Origin of the sequence: Thermoanaerobacter thermocopriae JCM 7501 (genome assembly GCF_001310975.1) — a bacterium.
GTDB lineage: Bacteria > Bacillota > Thermoanaerobacteria > Thermoanaerobacterales > Thermoanaerobacteraceae > Thermoanaerobacter > Thermoanaerobacter thermocopriae.
Genome location: NZ_BAZY01000002.1, coordinates 20426 through 38633, shown reverse-complemented (window position 1 = coordinate 38633; position 18208 = coordinate 20426). Strand labels below are relative to the sequence as shown.

At 33.4% G+C, this 18208-nt stretch carries 17 protein-coding genes and 1 pseudogene; 7 read left to right on the top strand and 11 right to left on the bottom strand.

Annotated elements, in window-relative coordinates; translation table 11 throughout:
• Window positions 1-34: 34 nt before the first annotated feature.
• The 10 genes and pseudogenes from JCM7501_RS01145 to JCM7501_RS01110 form a co-directional block, all read right to left on the bottom strand.
• Window positions 35-2557 (bottom strand): transglycosylase domain-containing protein, encoded by a 2523-nt coding sequence (locus JCM7501_RS01145; protein ID WP_054644766.1) that lies wholly within the window; start codon window positions 2555-2557, stop codon window positions 35-37.
• 163 nt (window positions 2558-2720) lie between these two features.
• Window positions 2721-3888 (bottom strand): annotated as a pseudogene (locus tag JCM7501_RS01140) (iron-containing alcohol dehydrogenase).
• A gap of 174 nt (window positions 3889-4062) precedes the next feature.
• Window positions 4063-4488, bottom strand: a complete 426-nt coding sequence (locus tag JCM7501_RS01135) for an EamA family transporter (protein ID WP_028991630.1) — start codon at window positions 4486-4488, stop codon at window positions 4063-4065.
• Window positions 4489-4493: 5 nt separating this feature from the next.
• Window positions 4494-7139 (bottom strand): glycoside hydrolase family 38 N-terminal domain-containing protein, encoded by a 2646-nt coding sequence (locus JCM7501_RS01130; protein WP_038001992.1) that lies wholly within the window; start codon window positions 7137-7139, stop codon window positions 4494-4496.
• A 382-nt stretch (window positions 7140-7521) separates the two neighbouring features.
• Window positions 7522-8271, bottom strand: a complete 750-nt coding sequence (locus JCM7501_RS01125) for a PTS fructose transporter subunit IIC (protein ID WP_256200973.1) — start codon at window positions 8269-8271, stop codon at window positions 7522-7524.
• Entirely contained in the window at window positions 8265-8570 is a 306-nt protein-coding gene (locus tag JCM7501_RS16385) for a hypothetical protein (RefSeq protein ID WP_218184418.1), read from the bottom strand. Before JCM7501_RS16385 ends, JCM7501_RS01125 begins: the two co-directional genes overlap by 7 nt.
• A 14-nt stretch (window positions 8571-8584) precedes the next feature.
• On the bottom strand, window positions 8585-8908 hold the full coding sequence (locus JCM7501_RS01120) for a PTS fructose transporter subunit IIB (protein ID WP_028991631.1): 324 nt from the start codon (window positions 8906-8908) through the stop codon (window positions 8585-8587).
• 18 nt (window positions 8909-8926) lie between these two features.
• On the bottom strand, window positions 8927-9010 hold the full coding sequence (locus tag JCM7501_RS13530; protein WP_256200991.1) for a hypothetical protein: 84 nt from the start codon (window positions 9008-9010) through the stop codon (window positions 8927-8929).
• 40 nt (window positions 9011-9050) lie between these two features.
• Window positions 9051-9380, bottom strand: a complete 330-nt coding sequence (locus JCM7501_RS01115; RefSeq protein WP_256200972.1) for a PTS sugar transporter subunit IIA — start codon at window positions 9378-9380, stop codon at window positions 9051-9053.
• Window positions 9377-11338, bottom strand: coding sequence for a BglG family transcription antiterminator (locus JCM7501_RS01110; protein WP_028991633.1), 1962 nt, complete (start codon window positions 11336-11338; stop codon window positions 9377-9379). The genes JCM7501_RS01115 and JCM7501_RS01110 overlap by 4 nt, the downstream gene beginning before the upstream one ends.
• Window positions 11339-11980: 642 nt before the next feature.
• Between JCM7501_RS01110 and JCM7501_RS13525 the strand changes: the two genes are divergently transcribed.
• The 7 genes from JCM7501_RS13525 to JCM7501_RS01090 all read left to right on the top strand — a co-directional run bounded on the left by JCM7501_RS13525 (window position 11981) and on the right by JCM7501_RS01090 (window position 17595).
• Window positions 11981-12178, top strand: coding sequence for a PAS domain S-box protein (locus JCM7501_RS13525; RefSeq protein ID WP_256200971.1), 198 nt, complete (start codon window positions 11981-11983; stop codon window positions 12176-12178).
• Window positions 12160-13383, top strand: a complete 1224-nt coding sequence (locus JCM7501_RS01105) for a sigma-54 interaction domain-containing protein (RefSeq protein WP_256200970.1) — start codon at window positions 12160-12162, stop codon at window positions 13381-13383. The genes JCM7501_RS13525 and JCM7501_RS01105 overlap by 19 nt, the downstream gene beginning before the upstream one ends.
• 455 nt (window positions 13384-13838) lie before the next feature.
• Window positions 13839-14144, top strand: coding sequence for an oxidoreductase (locus JCM7501_RS16380; protein WP_256200969.1), 306 nt, complete (start codon window positions 13839-13841; stop codon window positions 14142-14144).
• Window positions 14145-14184: 40 nt separating this feature from the next.
• Window positions 14185-15408, top strand: coding sequence for an oxidoreductase (locus JCM7501_RS16375; protein WP_256200968.1), 1224 nt, complete (start codon window positions 14185-14187; stop codon window positions 15406-15408).
• Window positions 15409-15422: 14 nt separating this feature from the next.
• Window positions 15423-15833, top strand: coding sequence for an FAD-dependent oxidoreductase (locus JCM7501_RS16370; RefSeq protein WP_256200967.1), 411 nt, complete (start codon window positions 15423-15425; stop codon window positions 15831-15833).
• A 15-nt stretch (window positions 15834-15848) separates the two neighbouring features.
• On the top strand, window positions 15849-17138 hold the full coding sequence (locus JCM7501_RS01095) for an aconitase X (protein WP_006569267.1): 1290 nt from the start codon (window positions 15849-15851) through the stop codon (window positions 17136-17138).
• Window positions 17139-17151: 13 nt separating this feature from the next.
• Window positions 17152-17595, top strand: a complete 444-nt coding sequence (locus JCM7501_RS01090) for an aconitase X swivel domain-containing protein (RefSeq protein WP_028991636.1) — start codon at window positions 17152-17154, stop codon at window positions 17593-17595.
• A gap of 95 nt (window positions 17596-17690) precedes the next feature.
• Here JCM7501_RS01090 and JCM7501_RS01085 read toward each other — a convergent pair whose 3' ends face one another.
• Window positions 17691-18194 carry a PTS sugar transporter subunit IIA gene (locus tag JCM7501_RS01085; protein ID WP_028991637.1) on the bottom strand — a complete coding sequence of 168 codons (504 nt, stop codon included), beginning with the start codon at window positions 18192-18194 and terminating at the stop codon, window positions 17691-17693.
• Window positions 18195-18208 lie beyond the last annotated feature (14 nt).

The following is an 18208-nucleotide window of genomic DNA, read 5'->3' as shown; positions in this document are numbered from 1 at the left end:
TCGAAAGCCAGGCTTTCAAGTATGCTTTAATTTTTTATGGCCTCCCATTTCCTCTGTTCGGAAAAAGTTTTTGCAAAATATTCGAGTTCGAGTTGGTATCTTGTGTATTATCAGGATTTGTCTGAGTATTGCCATTATTAATAGGTGGTGTATTGGGTAATTGTTCATCAGGAGGCTGTGCGTTGTTGTTATTATTATCAGAAGACGGCTGCTGGCTATTATCAGGCGGCACAGTTTCATTAGTAGGTTCATTATTTTCTGGCAATATTGAAGTTGTGTCATCATATTCTGTCGGTACTACATACTTGCCATCTCGTGCCACCGCATTTTGCTCTGGTGTTCTTCCTGGTGGATCTATAAATACAGCATCTTTTACAAGGTCAGGAGGCGTTAAGTCAGTTGCAAGTTTTCCGTTTTGAGAATTTATTTTTACTGCAACATGAACACTGCAATAGGTGGTAGGCTGAGTACCCTGTGCAAAAATTTCAGTATAGGCTCTACCGCCTCTAGGATCCAAATGACATAAATCTGTAGGAAGTTCTCCTGAATCTTTACATACTGTGGCAGAAATAATTCCTGGTGGTCTTACAAAATCTTTATATGGCAAATCTTTGTGTATTTGAAGCATCACTGTCTTCCATAACTGGGCAGGGTAAGTGCCTCCTACTACGTTTCTACCCGTTCTACTATCGTATAGTGATATAGAATTGTTATCATACCCCATCCACACAGTAGCAACATAATAAGGTGTAAATCCTGAAAACCATGCATTAGTGTACTTATCAGTAGTACCAGTTTTGCCAGCAACAGGCATATTGGGAAGTTTTGCACGAGAACCTGTCCCGTATTTTACAACGTCTTGCATCATGCTTGTCAATATATAGGCACTTTGCTCGCTTAAAACTACATGTCGTAAGGGTTTATTTTCTAAAATTAAGTTCCCTTCAGAATCTGTGACTTTCGTAAAAGTAATAGGTGTTGTATATACTCCCCCATTTGCAATTGCTCCATAAGCAGCAGCCTCCTGAAGAGGCGTGATACCCTTGTAAAGTCCTCCAAGAGCAAGAGCAGGCAAATACATGTCGTTGTCAGTTATAGTAAGTCCAAATTTTTTACCGTAGTTTGCAGAAGTAGCTATACCTATCCTATCAACAACTTTGACAGCTGGGACGTTTAAGGAATCAGTCAAGGCTTCCCTCAACGTTACAAGTCCTCTATAGGTAGAACTTTCATAATTGTGAGGGGTCCAATTACCAAAACTCGTTGGAACATCATCAACTACTGTTGCTGCTGTAAGACCACTTTCCAAAGCCGGGCCATAAACCGTCAGAGGTTTTATTGAAGAACCCGGTTGTCTATAAGCTTGAGTTGCCCTATTGAATCCTCTAACTATATTTGAGGAATCCCGTCCTCCAACAATTCCCTTAACCTCTCCTGTTTTCCAATCCATTACAACCATTGCACTGAACTTCTTCTTTAATCTTTGAATTAACAGGAAAAAGTTCTGGTTTTTAAAAGCTTCTTCAATATAACTTTGTATTTTTAAATCCATTGTTGAATAAATTCTGAGTCCTCCATTGTATATTTTGTTTATTGCTTCGTCATGAGAAATACTGAGTTTTTTAGACAATTCCTCTGCTACATCATTTATAACTTGGTCTATAAAATATTTATGGTCATATGTGGTAAAATCCGTTTTCTTAAATTCCAATTTTTCTGCTATTGCTTCATCATACTGTTCTTTAGTAATATAACCTTGTTCAAGCATTTTCTGTAAAACAAGATGTTGTCTTCTTGTAGCAGCCTCTAAATTGGCATAAGGTGAATACAGCGACGGGTTATTAGTAATGCCAGCAATCATAGCACACTCGGCTAAACTTAACTGGCTTACATCTTTGCCAAAATAAGCTAATGCTGCTGCTTGAACGCCATAAGCATTTACGTCAGGTCCTCCAAGGTATATGGTGTTGAGATAAGCTTCAAGTATTTGCTGTTTCGAATATTTTTGTTCCAGTTGCCACGCAAGAATAGCCTCTTGTATTTTTCTTGTGAGCGTCTTCTCACTAGAAAGCATAGTATTTTTTACAAGCTGTTGCGTTATAGTACTTGCTCCTTGAACTGGTTTGCCTCCTGCTTTAATATCAGCAATAAGGGCTCCAATGATTCTTTTAGGATCAATCCCTAAATTATTTTTATAAAACCTTTGGTCTTCTATAGCAACAAAAGCATTCTGCAAATCTTTAGGTATTTTTTCTATAGGAACCCATAGCCTATTGTCAGCACCATGAAGTATTGCAACTCTCTGCCACTGACCATTGCTGTCCTTTGCATACACAATGGAGGATTGCCTTTGCGCTGTTAAAGCCTCTTGCGAAATCGGAGGAGTATTTTTAATTATAGCTAAAACTTTTCCTCCAATTGCCCCAATCCCAGCAAATATTAAAATTATGACAGCATATATTATAAACTTTAAAATGACCACTGCCGTACTTTTATTTTTCCCCTTTACTTTATCCTTTTTCCTTTCACTACGCTTTAAATTTGCGTTATTATTCATATTGATCCCCCATATTAAAAATTACTAATTTCTACTGTGCCATATTGATTATATCACAAATTATATCAATTTATGACCAATTTGTAACAAATTATTAATTAATCATAAAAAATATAAAAATCTATAAAAAAGCCAGTCAATAAATGACTGACTCTTTGAAAGATTACTTTGCTAATTTATATATATTAATGACATCTTCCTTTCCTAGCTTTACAAAATTACCAATCTTTTTGTTGCCATTGTCTGTACACTTATTGGCCATCTCTTCAAATCTGTCATCAGAAATGCCTGCTTCCTTGAGCATAACAGGAAGACCAATCTCTTTAAAAAATTCTGTCATTCGTCTTATACCCTCTAATGCTATGTCTTCGAGGTTTTCATAAGGTAGGTCCACATCCCATACTCTTACAGCAAATTGTACAAAGCGATTTATATTATGCTTGTATACGTACTTCATCCAGGCTGGAAAAACAATCGCAAGTCCTGCACCATGGGCAATATCGTAAATAGCACTTAATTCATGTTCAATTTTATGGGAAGCCCAATCTCCTATTCTTCCTGTGCTTAGTAAGTCATTGTGTGCAATGGTACCAGCACATAATTTCTGCCCTTGCATTATAATTTGTGGGATCTTTTAGTACTATACGCACATTATTTATAACAGTTTTTAAAGTAGCTTCACAAAGCCTATCAGTCAAATCAACATTTTTGACATTTGTAAAATACCTTTCCATTACGTGTGCCATAATGTCTGCAACACCACAGGCCGTTTGATAATTGGGTAATGTATATGTAAGCTCTGGATTCATAATTGCAAACTTAGGTCTTATCAAGTCATGGTGAAATCCTCTTTTGTACCATCCGTTTTCATTTGTAATAACTGTAGCATCACTCGCTTCACTTCCTGTTGCAGGAATAGTTAAAATTACACCTACAGGTAAGGCCCTCTCAAGCTTTGCCCTTCCTATAAAAAAGTCCCACACGTTGCCATCATAAGGCACACCCATTGCAATAGCCTTTGCAGTGTCAATGACACTTCCTCCACCAACAGCTAAGATAAAATTGAGATTATTTTCTCGACATAGTTTTATTCCTTCCTGCACAAGACCAAGCCTTGGATTAGGCTTTACACCTGACAGCTCTATAAACTCAATCCCAGCCTCTTTTAAAGAATCTACAACTTTATCATATAAACCACTCTTCTTTATGCTTCCTCCCCCATAACAAAGCAGCACTTTGCTGCTGTAATTTTTTACCTCTTCACCCACTTGATGTTCTGTTCCTTTACCAAAAATAATTTTTGTAGGGCTTGAAAAAACAAAGTTCTCCATAAAACCACTCCCCTGTGTGTTTTATCTTGCTACCATAGGTCAAATTACTAAGATGTCAATTTTTATAAGAAAATTATAACACAAGGGGAAAAAATAATGAAATGGGATGGTGGAAAACAAGGTATAAAAATCATGCAAAAACTGACACTATATCATTAAAATATCTAAATCTTTTTATAGTAATATGCTTCCTAGAAATATTAATATAATGCCAGTTATGGTCTTAAAATTAATACTTTCTTTGAAAAGTGCAATACCAAGCATAACCGCTATAAAAGTATTGGTATTTATTAGTGGAATAAGCTTAGAAACGTTTGTACTAGGCAATTTAAAAGCCAGTGTCGCAAAAAACGTACCTAGAGCCCATATGACCCCTGTAAAAATACCCCAAAAAATAATTGGCCAAGATATACTGATATTTGACTTCTTTGCAAAAAATAAAGATAATATTCCAACTAATAAAACACCTATACCAATTGATAATATTGTAATTTGAATTGGAGCATTCAAATACTTTTTATTAGAAAGTATTTTTAATGGTATTGCATATACACCATATGCTATAGATGCTAATATTCCATAAAAACTCCACGAATTCATTTTATTCACCCTATAATAAATTTTAAAGTAATTATTTCGTACGGATTAATATTTGGAATTATATAGATATCGCCATTTTTACTAATATTATTTTGATTATCTTCTTTTAAGTCAGTAACATATGCCTCTTTTACTCTGTCATCTTTTATTTTAATTTTTGCATTTGTTATAATGCCTTTAGTACTGTTGTATAGCCTTATAATTATTGCATTTTCTTTTTCGGCTTTTTTTATTGCACTTATTTCTAATCCCTTATCAAATAATTCTATAAAGCTTTGTTCGAATTTTAAATTTCCAGTTCCCTTTTTCGTAAGTTGAGCTGTAAATACAGGAGTAATAAATTCATGTGCTTCTTTTACAACCTCACCCTCAATATAATCTCCTTTATGGGGAATTATTGCATATTCAAAAGTATATTTTCCTAACATTTGTGAATCAGGTGTTTCCCGTTCTATTCCACTAACTCTCCCAGGTCTAATCGGCAAATTTGGTTTCCCTAAATAACCAATACATCTCAATAAAGTAATCGCAATAGTAGAATTATTTATAATTTCATACTCCGTTAAACCTTTATTGGCTATCGCAAGCCCAAAATCGCCATTATTAATATCAACAAAGGATTGTTGAGGATATATTGGTAAAGGTTTTTCACTATAATTTTCTTTTTCCCAGTTTATACTATTTTTTATTATATTCGGACGCTTTACAACACAAAACTGTTGCTCTGCGTACGAATAATCAGTTTTTATTGGTGACTTAAAAATAACCCTTAATCTATGATCTTTTGCATTATTTTCAATTGTTGTCTTTATTTCAATTCTTTTACTCTCTGCTTTTAGGCTAACTAATGATTTAATAGTACAAGTAACTTTTTCGTTAGATCTACAATCAGATTCATGATCTAATTGCATTGGTATATGAATATTGTTTATTATTAAAAATGTAGCTAAGTATGGTCCACTATGCACCAACCTAATTTTTGCATTATTGTTTTCTGTTGTTATACGTAAGTCTTCTTTGGGTGGCGAATAGTTGTATTCATCGCCGCTATCCCCCATATCCTCAAAAATATTTAATCCTTTATACCAGACATTTGTTCTCTTATCATGAATATCTAATGAACCATTATTATTTATTAGAACTTTGAAATACTTATTTTCCATCCCATTATACATTACTTTTAGGTCTGTTGAAAAATTTTCATTTGAAAAATTCTCATTCTTACCTTCCACTATTTGCAATAATTTATATCCACAAGAAGGAACATGTTCAGATTTAAATATTACTTTTGTTTCTTTCACCAATTTTTTTTTGCCTTCCATTGCTGTTTCAATATCTACAGAAGCTAAATCTATTTCCCTTTCACTCTTTATTTGGTAAGGTATTTTATTACCATCCTTATCTAAAAGACTAAATTCTCCATTTGTATAAACTGTAGCTTCAACCATATCGTTTCTTTTATAAGGCCGTGTATTGATGGCTAACAAGAGCTTTCCTTCCAATGATGATGTATTAAATCTTTTTGATATCTCCTTTAAAAATATCTTTAGAAAACCATTATATATTCGATTCACCTGCGATAATCTCCACTTAATATCATTATGAACTTCATCTGTACAACAACAACAAATACTATCATGCGAATGGTTTTGTAGAAGGATTTTCCATGCTTTATTAATAATTTCTTTTGGATATTCCATCCCAAGCAAATAGCCAAAAGTTGCTAAGGGTTCGAAATATTTTTCCATAATAATTTCTTGTTGTTTATTTAGGTATTTTATATCCATTCTTGTTGATGTAATACCAGCATGAATCCTCATGTCTTTCGGATTCCTTAATTCACCTTTCACAATTTTATATTGGCTTTCATCACTGTTAAATTTTTCAAAGAATTTTTCAAAATTACTTTGAATAATCCTTGCATTATAATTATTTTCCATTAATAGCTTGTTGATTCTTTCAAGAATTTTAGGCATAGATTCTTGCGCATGAGCATGATCAGAACCACTCATAAAAATTATATTATCGTTTTTAAATCTATTTTTTATGTTTTCAGTTGTTTTTATTATATATTCTAAAGCTTTATTAATATCTTCAGGTAAATAACGATTATAACCATAACCTAATGGTAAATGAAGAGTCAATATCCTACTTCCATCCTCACCTTCCCATAAAAATAATGCTTCATCTATTTCATCTCGGGATACTCCCCTCCATATAACAATTGAATTAATACCAAATCCTTTAATAAGTTGCGGTATTTGTGAAGATTGTCCAAAAGAATCGGGTAAGTAAGCTACGTTCATACATCTGCCAAATCTATTTGCTATATCACGCCCTATCAGCAGATTTCTTATTAATGACTCACCACTTACTAAAAATACATCAGGCTGAGTATACCATGGACCAACAAATATCCTTCCATCTTTTATTAATTTTATCAGTCTTTCTTTATTTTCTGGCTTAATTTCCAAATAATCTTCAAGAACTATAGTTTGTCCATCTAAAATAAAATACTTAAATTCATTATCTTTCTCCATAATATCAAGTAAATTGTCTATAACATATACTAATAACACCCGAAATTCCTGAAATGTCATATGCCATTCTCTATCCCAGTGAGTGTGAGAAATTAAATGAATTGTTTTCATATTTTACCCCCCAATATTTATTAGGTATTGTCAAAAGTTTGTATTGGCTTAGACGGTATTAAGCTTACCGCATCCTTGATTTTGTCAGATTTTAATTTTCGTCCTTTTAGAAGCTCCCAAAATCTCCATCTCAATTTATGTCAAGGCTGGCTTAAAGCCCGTTCATTTCAGCCTTGACATAAACTCAATGATAGATTTATAATAAGTTAACATCAGCTATTGTCGGCACCCTTACTCAACCTTTTTTGAAACTAGTTGTATAAATAAGAGGTTAATTGATTTTAAAACTGCTGACAATAGTTTTTACTATTCTATAACTATTCATAATAATATTAAAAAACCTTCGAATTGTAATTTCTTATCACTTAATACCCACTATTTTCTACATATCTTTAGTTTCATTTTTCCTTAATAAATTGGCTAATATAGCTATAAATAAACTCCCAACAGCAATTGATAATACATACCAATACCAACTTTTTACTGCAAACCATCCATAAAACCCACTTATGGGAGCTTCATTTATTGCTCCAAGTCCTACAGCCATTGCAGAGGCAATCGCACACCCTATTACATTAATTGGAATTAATCTTAAATCATCCATGACAAATGGAATTGCACCTTCGCTTATTCCAACTAAACCCATTATTAACGATGCTTTTCCTGCTTCTTTTAATTCATCATTATATTTATGTTTCCCAATAAATGTAGCAAGGCCCAATCCAATTGGAGGTACAATAATTGCTACTTGTGCAGCAGTATTCGGATCATATATGCCTGATGTTAATAATGCCATAGCTGTCGTTACAGCAGCTTTATTAACAGGACCACCAAGGTCAAACCCTACCATGCCTCCTATAATTGCAGCAACCAATATTTTGTTTGCTCCGGATAATGATTTTAACCAATTCTCTAAGCCCATGTTTAAACTAGCTAATGGTATTCCTAATACATAATTCATAATTATCGCTGTTATAAGCGTCCCAAATACTGGTAATATAAAAATTGGAACTACACTTGCTGCAACTGGCGGTAATTTAATATATTTTATAATTGCCAAACATATGTATCCTGCTATTAAGCCAGAAACCAAGGCTCCTAAAAAACCTGTATTTAAATTTTTTGCTAACATTCCTGCAACAAGGCCTGGGGCAATACCAGGTTTGTCTGCAATTGAATAGCTATATACGCTGATATTACAGGTAACATTAAACCTAATGCTACTCCGCCAAAACTATCAAAATCATGTAAAATTCTAATTAATGCATTGGCATTTTGAGCATATTTAGGATCCCATATGTCCTTTATGCCAAATGGTGTTGCACCGATTCTTGCAATAGCCATTATTACAGCACCTGCTATAACAAGTGGAATCATATAAGATATTCCTGTTAGAAGATGTTTTTTGAGTTGTTGTCCTATTTCTTTCATATTTTTACCCTCCTCTAATTTTTGTTATTACTGTTTAATTTTTTTATTGCATCATTTATTACTTTTTTAGCATCTTTTATTGGTTCTGTTACTCCTACTTCATAAATAAACTTTCCTTCAAATCGCTTTATTTCATTTACTTTTGTATCAACTGCAAAAATAACTAAATCAGCATTTTTAATATCATCCATTGTGAGTTTATTCTGCAGTCCAAAAGCTCCTTGAGTTTCTACTTTAATATCATGTCCCAAATCCTTTGCAGCTTTTTTTAGAGCTGTTGCACACATAAATGTATGAGCTACTCCTGTAGGACATGCTGTTACAGCAACTATCTTCATAGCATCCCACCTCCACACTTAATTTTTAATATTTAAAATTAGATTTAAAATTTTATTTTTTTCATTGGCATTAATTAAATTTTCTCTAAATTTATCTTCCATAAGCATTGAAGCTAATTGAGATAACAATTGCAAATGAAGATCATTTTATCGTCAGGTACTGCCAATAAAAAACCATTTTAACAGGATTATTATCTAAAGAGTTCCATTCAACAGGTTTGTGTAATTTTGCAATTGCTACACCCGTTCTTTTTACACTACTAGATTTTCCATGAGGTATTGCAATGCTCATTCCAACACCGGTTGTTCCTAATTTTTCTCTTTTTAATACCTCGTTAATATAATCTTCCTTTGAAGTTATTATGCCTTCTTTATAAAGCATATCTGTCATTTTTTCGATTACTTCCTCTTTTGTTTTTGCTACTAAATTTAACTCAATAAGATTTTCATTCAATACATCGTTTAATGTCATAATCGCTCCTCCTTCTTATTAAAAATATTGACAAATTCAGTAAAATTTTTTGCGTTTATTAATTTTAAAACCATTTCATAATCATTTACTATATCAAACAATTCATCAAATATACTCTGAAATTCATTATCGGTCATTTTTCCCAAAGCTAACATCATTACAAGTTGCACCTTATCATTTCCCCAATTTATCGGTTTTTCAAGTATACCTATCGCAATCCGAGAGCCTCTCGCATACCCTAAAATGGAATGAGGAATAGCTACAAGATTGCCAATGGAAGTAGAAGAAATTTTCTCCCTTTCCACGACTGATTTTTTAAATTCTTCCTTCACATACTTGTTTTTGTATAGTAAGTCACTAAGATACTCAATAATTTCAAATTTATCTTCGCCTTTAAGATTTTTAACGAATAGCTTTTCCTCAAATAAATTTATAAGCGTAAATCTATCATTTCTTATATTGCACCTACAATTAAGTACTTTACCTATTTTTTCAATATCATCTTTGCTTAAAACTGAACTTATCTGAATCACTGGTATATTTCCTATGTTTAGAGGGACTGTAGTTAATATTAAATCTGGCTTCCCTTTTATAATTTCTTCAAGTTTGTATGAAGGAAATATTCCTATCACATTAAGCCATGGAAAGGTTCTTCTGATTTTTGTTGCGAGAAGCTGTGCAGTTCCTATTCCCGATGCACATACTATAGCAACATTATTCATCTTTTTATTTTTTACTTTTAATCTCTCAATAGCTGCACCAAAGTACATCGCTATGTAGCCAATCTCGTTTTCATCTATACCAAGACCATATTCTTTTTCCAAGACCCGGGAAGCAACAATGCCCATTTCAAATGCCTCTGGATACTGATCCTTTATTTCGTTTAAAATTGGGTTTCGCAAATTCATATTATATTTAAGTCTATTTAATGTAGGTTTTAAATGAAGTGCCAATCCTGTTAATAGTTCTTCATCTTCTGAAAAATCTACATTAAATACTAAATTAACCTCTTCTATCATTTTTTTTACAATATTTGTTAATTCTTCTCCTACGATGTTTCTCATATCTCCTCTATCTACTTCATCTAAATTGCTATCTTTAAATGGCTTACTACCAAGCAGATGCATTGTTATATATATTTCTTCACCTACGGGCATATTTATATCAAAATTCTTTTCTATGGCTTTAACTATTCCTTGTGCAATCTTATATTCTTTTTTATCTTTCATATTTTTAAAAGCTTCATTAGAAACGTTTATTGTTTTATTTTGCTTTATTCTTTTAATTGCAATTGCTATATGAATTAGTAAGTTATAAAATGCAATATCTGAAAGTTTATAATCCATATCTTTTTGAGCATCAATTATGATATTTTTTATTTTTTCAAGACTAATATCTTTAAACATCTCTTTAAAAGCAGACACATCATATAATGCCGATTTATTATTTTGTTCATTAAGGTAGTCAGATATTGCAAATCTTAGATTCATTTCATTTCCTTCGATTTTAATGCCATAATTAGGCTTTCTAAAAAGTTTAAGGTTATGCTTTGTAAGCCATTCTTCTGCTTTATTTACATCATTTACTATCGTTGATTTACTTACATAAAGATCTCTCGCAAGTTCCTCAAATGTAATAAAGCGATCAGTATATAAAAGTTTCTTAATTATATACCTTACCCTTTCCTCTGGCATGGTAGGAACAACGTAGTTATCATCATCCAGCACTTCCTTTACAATACCTTTTTCTTTATCACCTTCAGTAAATCTAATGAAATATCCTACTCCCGGGAGTGAAATTATTTCTATTGATTTACCCTTCAGCTCTTCGTTTAATTCTTTTATATCATTCCGTATTGTTCTTGAAGACACACCAAGTAATTTTGATAGATATTCACTTGTAATCGGCTTTTTATTTTCAAGTAGCTTCTTGAGAATCTTCTTTTTGCGCGCATCCATTTGATGATCAACCTCTTAAGAGCTTACCCATCGTTTACAGTTGTATTATAACAAGTAAGTGTCTAAATTAAAATTCATTACTTTTCCATAATAAATGCGGAAATTTTAAATGTTTTATAATAAAATCCAATTCATCGATACAATAATATTTCTTCAAGATGATTTTGTATAGTGGTTATTTTTAGAATTATTCGTTTGGCGTATTTTATATACACTAATGCAATTTTACTTATTATGATTGTGTTATCATCTTGAAAAAAGTAAAGCAGCAAACAAAAAATTTTGCGATAAATATTTTGGACTTCTGAAGACTAGTGATTTTGGCATAATGTTTCTAACTATGAAAAGTCTATATATAGAATTCTAATAAACTAAGACTCTCAGATGTACTCCAAAAAAATTTTAAAGTTACAACTGCAAGACCAACGACATCATCTGCCATATTAAATAGCCTTCAGATGGACATTTAATTTGTTTGTCACTTGCCAAAAATTCACGTTTAATTTTTAACGAAAAGTTTTTGTTGTGATATAATAAAAAATAAAAAAGAAGATGTATTAATTAATAAAAACAGGTAGTATGATAATCCAGAAAAATTCCTGCATAAGGAAATAAAAATAGTTCCCTAGGAGGTACTATTTTATGACTAATAATGACAATGAATTACAATTTATAAAAGAACAACTTAACGCAATACTGGAATCAAGCTATGATGGGATTTATATTACTGACGGAGAAGGACGTTTTTTGAATATAAACAACAGACTACTGGAAATGACTGGTTATAAGAAAGAAGATGTAATTGGAACCCATGCCCAGGATTGGCCAAAACAGGAATAATTAATAAATCAATAGTAGAAATGGTTATAGAAAAAAAAGAGCGTATTACAATAAATCAAACTTTAAAAGGTAAAACCGTAAAAGAAATTATGGTAACAGCTACACCTATATTAGATGAGAATGGAAAAATAAAATACATTGTCGCAAATGTTAGAGACATGACAGATTTAATTTATCTAGAAAACGAATGCAATAAAGCTCAGTCTCTTTCAAAACAATACTATTCGGAGTTAATAAAAGAAAGGGGTTATTCAGGAAAAATAATTGCTGAAAGTGAAGAAATGAGAAAAATAATGCAATTAGCATATCGCGTAGCACAAGTGGATTCTAATGTTTTATTGGAAGGAGAATCTGGAACAGGGAAAGAAGTAATTGCAAGATTTATTCATGAAATGAGTCCCCGTAATAAAGCTCCTTTTATTTCCATAAATTGTGCTGGGATACCTGAGTCATTGCTGGATGCTGAATTATTCGGCTATGAAGAAGGTGCTTTCACTGGTGCAAGAAAAAGAGGAAAAGTGGGGTTAATAGAACTAGCTGATGGGGGAACACTTTTTCTAGATGAACTTAATTCACTTCCAATCGGCTTACAAGGAAAACTTTTAAGAGTCATTGAAACGTTTGAAATAAGAAGGTTGGGTTCCGAAAAATTAAAAAAAATCAATTTTAGATTAATTGCCTCGACTAATAAGAATTTGAAAGAATTGGTAGATAAAGGACTGTTTAGGAAAGATCTATATTTTAGAGTAAATACCGTTCCTATAATTTTGCCACCTCTTCGAGAAAGAAAAAAAGATATAATACCACTTGCAATTCACTATCTTCAGTATTTCAATAAAAAATATAATTCCCGCAAAGATTTGTCTATAAATACATTTAAATATCTTGAAGCATATAATTGGCCAGGTAATGTGAGAGAATTAAAAAATGTAATTGAAAGATTAGTCGTCATGACTGAAAATGATGTAATCACTGAAAAAGATCTCCCAACTGAACTTATAGATAGCTTAAGCAATGATAAATTTCAGATTATAATTAGAGACATTGTACCACTAAAAGAATTAATTGAGGAAGCTGAAACAAAGTTGATCAAACTTGCGATGGAACATTGTCATTCCACGAGGGAAGCTGCAAAAGCTTTAAAGATCAGCCAAACGTCAATTGTAAGAAAATATAAGAAGATACGAGAAAAATTAGGGAGTTGAACCAAAAACGCTTCAACTGAATCATTAATAAATCACAGCAAAAACGTCTAGACTAAAGTGTTTTAGCTAAGAAGAGTGATATATGAACCATAAATGATTCATATATCACTCTTCTTTTTCACTATTAAATCTTAGCAAGTTTAATAAATAAAAGTTAAATTAATATAGTATATAAATTTGGCACGCTTATTGCTAATATATTAACATGACAAATTTATTTTATTAATAACAGTGCTTTTCTATATATGGATAATTAGGTTAAAAATAATAAGTGCATAAAAGGAGTGTGATTTTTATGCTTAAAAATTTTTGAAAGGAGTAGACGCGACAAGTTTGTTTGATTATTAACAATCAAACTTTTTACCGCAAGTAGCGAAGTGACGCGGTAATGGCAGCACACTAGTATGTATTTGCAGGAAGTAAATTTATATTAATAATTTGAGGGGGTAATGAGGTTGGAAAAAAGATATTCTAACTTGTTTGAACCTTTTAAAATCGGAAAACTTGAAATTAAAAACAGGTTTGTGATGGCACCAATGGGACCCGGAGGATTGTCAACGCCTGATGGAGCTTTTAATGAAAAGGGCATTGAATATTATGTAGAGAGAGCAAAAGGCGGTACTGGTCTTATAATTACCGGCATATGCTACGTGGAAAATGAAATTGAAAAAAAAGCTATGCCTACAATGCCATGTCCTACCTTGAACCCTGTAAGCTTTATTAAAACCGCCAGTCAAATGACTGAAAGTACATGCTTATGATTCAAAAATATTTTTGCAATTAACAGCAGGATTTGGAAGAGTGGCAATACCAGCCATATTAAGAGGTGAAGCCGTAGCACCGTCGCCTATTGAGAACTTTTGGAATCCTAAAATAATGTGCAGGGAACTGACCACCGAAGAAGTTGAGACTATTGTAAAAAAGTTCGCTGAAGCTGCAGTTATAGCTAAAATGTCCGGCTTTGATGGTGTAGAGATTCATGCTGTACATGAGGGATATCTACTTGACCAGTTTACAATAGCACTATTTAACAAAAGGACTGATAAATATGGTGGAGATTTAATTGGAAGATTGAGATTCCCTATAGAAATAGTTCAGGCCATAAAAAAAGCCTGTGGAGACGATTTTCCTGTATCATTGAGGTATAGCGTAAAGAGTTATATAAAGGGTATAAGGCAGGGAGGACTTGCTGAAGAGGAATTTACTGAGCTTGGTCGCGATATTGATGAAGGGCTTGAAGCCGCTAAAATACTTGAAGAAGCAGGCTATGATGCATTCAATGCCGATGCAGGGACATATGATTCCTGGTATTGGAACCATCCGCCCATGTATCAAAAGAAGGGACTTTATTTGCCTTTGACCGAAAAACTAAAGAAGGTGGTAAATGTTCCGGTATTAGTGGCGGGAAGAATGGAGGATCCAGAGTTAGCAAGCAGTGCATTAGAGGAAGGAAAAGCCGATGCTATTGTTATTGGGCGGGGCCTTTTAGCAGATCCTCAATTGCCCAATAAGATAAAATCAGGAAAAGTAGACGATATTCGTCCATGCCTTGGTTGTCACGACGGTTGCATGGGAAGAATAGCTCAGGTAAAGCCACTATGCTGTGCTGTTAACCCACAAGTTGGCAGAGAAGCTGAATATGGGGTAAAACCTGCTGAAAAAACAAAAAATGTAATGGTTATAGGCGGTGGAGTAGCAGGCATGGAAGCTGCAAGAATTTGCGCATCAAGAGGACATAAAGTGAGTCTTTACGAAAAAGGCGATACTTTAGGCGGAGTACTTTTAGCAGCAGGGGTTCCTGATTTTAAAAAGGATGACATAAGATTGGTGCACTGGTATGAAAAGCAACTTAAAGATCTTAAAGTCGATGTGCATTTGAATACAGAAGTTACAAAAGAACTAGTAGATGAAATTAATCCAGATGTTGTTGTAGTGGCTACAGGCTCTACTCCAAAACAATTAAATATACCGGGTATTGAAAGAACTTTGCAAGCCACAGATGTACTGCTTGGGAAAAAGAAGTAGGAGATAAAGTAGTTGTGATCGGAGGTGGTCTTGTAGGATGCGAACTGGCACTGTGGCTTGCTAAACAAGGCAAGAAGGTTATTATTGTGGAAATATTGAAAGACATATTATCAGCTGGAATGCCGATACCGCATATGAATTCAGAAATGCTGAAGGATTTGTTAAAATTCTACAATGTTGAAATAAGAACTAATACTTCTATAGCTGCAGTAAATGATACAGGAGCTGTTGTAAAGACCGAAACTGGTGAAGAAATTATAGCAGCAGACAGCGTGATTATGGCAATAGGTTATGATCCTGATAACAGATTATATAAACAAATAGCACCGTATAAGGCCGAAACTTACCTTCTGGGTGATGCAAGAAAAGTACAAAATATCATGAATGCCATCTGGGATGCTTATGAAGTTGCTAGGAACATTTGAGGAGGTGAATAAGCCATGAAGCAGTATAAGATGGAACTTACCGATGAAGAAAAGGAGATACTGGAGGGAAAACATGGCGAAGTGATGAGAAAAGTATTGGAGTCTGTAGTGCTTTACGGAGAAGCCTTTGAAGCTAGAAGGCTTCTCCCTATTGATGGTCCAGTACATTTGGTTACATCATTTGCGCTGACAGGGATAGAAAGCGTATTTGATATGATGGATGAACTAATAAATGCAGGATTGAAAACAAAAGAACCTTTTACGGTAGATCCAAGGCCTATTGATTATGATAATGTAGAATGTACCGAAGCACAAAAAAAGATATTTAATGCTATGTATGAAAATCAGGAAAGATATGAGATACAGCTCAAAAAATTAGGCCTAAAGGATGATAGCGCATTTACATGCACATGTTACATGCCAGAAGTCGGGAACATTCCTAAAAAGGGGCAGATTCTCTCGTGGGCTGAATCTTCTGCTGTAGTATATGCAAATTCTATAATAGGTGCGAGAACTAATCGAATGTCTGCCCTTATAGAGCTTTTATGCGGTATCATTGGTAAAGTGCCAGAATTTGGACTGGTAACGGATGAGGGAAGACGGGCAACATGGCTTGTTGAAGTCAAAACTTCTACACTTCCAAACGCACAAGTTTTAGGAAGTGCAATAGGTATGAAAGTTATGGAGGATGTACCGTATATTGTGGGTCTTGATAGATTCCTTGGAAAAGGGATTAATAGTACTACTTTAGATTACCTTAAAGATATGGGTGCTGCTAGTGCATCAAATGGTGCTGTGGGTTTATATCATGTGGAAAATATAACTCCAGAAGCGGTTGAGCAAGGGAGATCTCTTTTGGTTGAAAACTACCGCATATATACTATAGATGATAATGAGATTAAAAGAGTAATTGATTCGTACCCGATACTCTGGAAAGATTTAGATGCAAAGCCTACTATGTGCTTTATAGGATGTCCCCATCTATCACTTGGACAAATTTATGGTTGGGTTGAAAAGATTTCTGATAGACTTTCAAAAGCAGGGAAAGATAAGGTTTCAATAAATACTGTATTATGCGCAGCTCCAGACGTTATTTCAAAGTTTAAATTAGATAATGAGGCATATAAAAAATTGGTTGACATGGGATTGCATCTAACTTATATATGCCCGCTTATGTACATGAGTAATCCTGAGTGTGCAAAGCAACCAATTATAACAAACTCAAATAAATTAAGAACTTATTCTACGGCCAGATTCTTCCTTGACGATGATATATTAGACATAATAGTAAATGGGAATATATAAGGGGGTGTGGAATTTGACAAGGACGTTTAAGGGAAGAGTTGTTCTGGGTGGAAATGTAAGCGGAGAAAGTATTGTAACTCGTCAAGGGTTAAATATACTCGCATCATATTTAAAAAGCCTTAATGATAGAAATGGAAAGGCAATTTGCTCTGATCAGAATAATAAAGATCTTTACAACAAGGATCTAGCAGGTAAAATTATTTGTCTTCCACAAACTATTGGTTCTACCACTGGAGGTATGATTTTACAGAGCGTTACAGAACTGGGTATAGGTCCAAAAGCAATGCTTTTTTCAAAGCATATAGATTCTCTTGCAGCTGCTGGGATTATACTTTGTTATGTATGGAACAATAAAAAGATTGTAACTATTGACCAATTAGGGGATGAATTTTTAGAATTTGTAAAAGATGGGCAGTATATTGAAATAAGAGAAGACGGTACTGTGATTGTAAGTTAGAATCTACGATAGCAGCGATGAAATGTCGGACTTACTCGGAAATTTAAGTCTCGAGTAAGTCCGACAAAATTCTTAAAATGTCTTCCTCTTTAAAATTATTTCAATAAAACTCTCATAATTGGTGTACCGCAAATAACCGTATTATCTAAATTTAACTTTTCCATTTTCGTTACCTTTTCATCCATATTCGTAATTACTACCGGTGATATCAGATTATATGATTTGCTACGTATTTTTTCAAGATCAAATGTTAACAATCTGTCGCCTTTCTTAACATCCTGGCCGTCCTTTACATACATTTCAAAACCTTCACCGTTTAATTCAACAGTCTCAAGGCCTATGTGAATCATAATTTCGACACCACATTTTGAACGGAGGCCGATAGCGTGCTTTGTTCTAAAAACATTTATGACAACACCATCTACAGGTGATACAACCACTCCATCAGTCGGCACTATAGCAATTCCGTCTCCCATCATTTTTTGTGAAAATACCGGGTCGGGAACATTTGTAATATCAACTAAATTGCCGGATATCGGAGATGTAATTATTTCTTCCTGGTTGTCACTTTTCTTTTTACCAAATAAATTTCTAAACACAATGAACACCCTCT

Bases quoted from the DNA above. Each gene is read 5' to 3' on its own strand.
- JCM7501_RS01145 (WP_054644766.1), bottom strand. From the start codon at position 2,557: ATGAATAATAACGCAAATTTAAAGCGTAGTGAAAGGAAAAAGGATAAA.
- JCM7501_RS01135 (WP_028991630.1), bottom strand. From the start codon at position 4,488: ATGAATTCGTGGAGTTTTTATGGAATATTAGCATCTATAGCATATGGT.
- JCM7501_RS01130 (WP_038001992.1), bottom strand. From the start codon at position 7,139: ATGAAAACAATTCATTTAATTTCTCACACTCACTGGGATAGAGAATGG.
- JCM7501_RS01125 (WP_256200973.1), bottom strand. From the start codon at position 8,271: ATGTTAGCAAAAAATTTAAATACAGGTTTTTTAGGAGCCTTGGTTTCT.
- JCM7501_RS16385 (WP_218184418.1), bottom strand. From the start codon at position 8,570: ATGAAAGAAATAGGACAACAACTCAAAAAACATCTTCTAACAGGAATA.
- JCM7501_RS01120 (WP_028991631.1), bottom strand. From the start codon at position 8,908: ATGAAGATAGTTGCTGTAACAGCATGTCCTACAGGAGTAGCTCATACA.
- JCM7501_RS13530 (WP_256200991.1), bottom strand. From the start codon at position 9,010: ATGGAAGATAAATTTAGAGAAAATTTAATTAATGCCAATGAAAAAAAT.
- JCM7501_RS01115 (WP_256200972.1), bottom strand. From the start codon at position 9,380: ATGACATTAAACGATGTATTGAATGAAAATCTTATTGAGTTAAATTTA.
- JCM7501_RS01110 (WP_028991633.1), bottom strand. From the start codon at position 11,338: ATGGATGCGCGCAAAAAGAAGATTCTCAAGAAGCTACTTGAAAATAAA.
- JCM7501_RS13525 (WP_256200971.1), top strand. From the start codon at position 11,981: ATGACTAATAATGACAATGAATTACAATTTATAAAAGAACAACTTAAC.
- JCM7501_RS01095 (WP_006569267.1), top strand. From the start codon at position 15,849: ATGAAGCAGTATAAGATGGAACTTACCGATGAAGAAAAGGAGATACTG.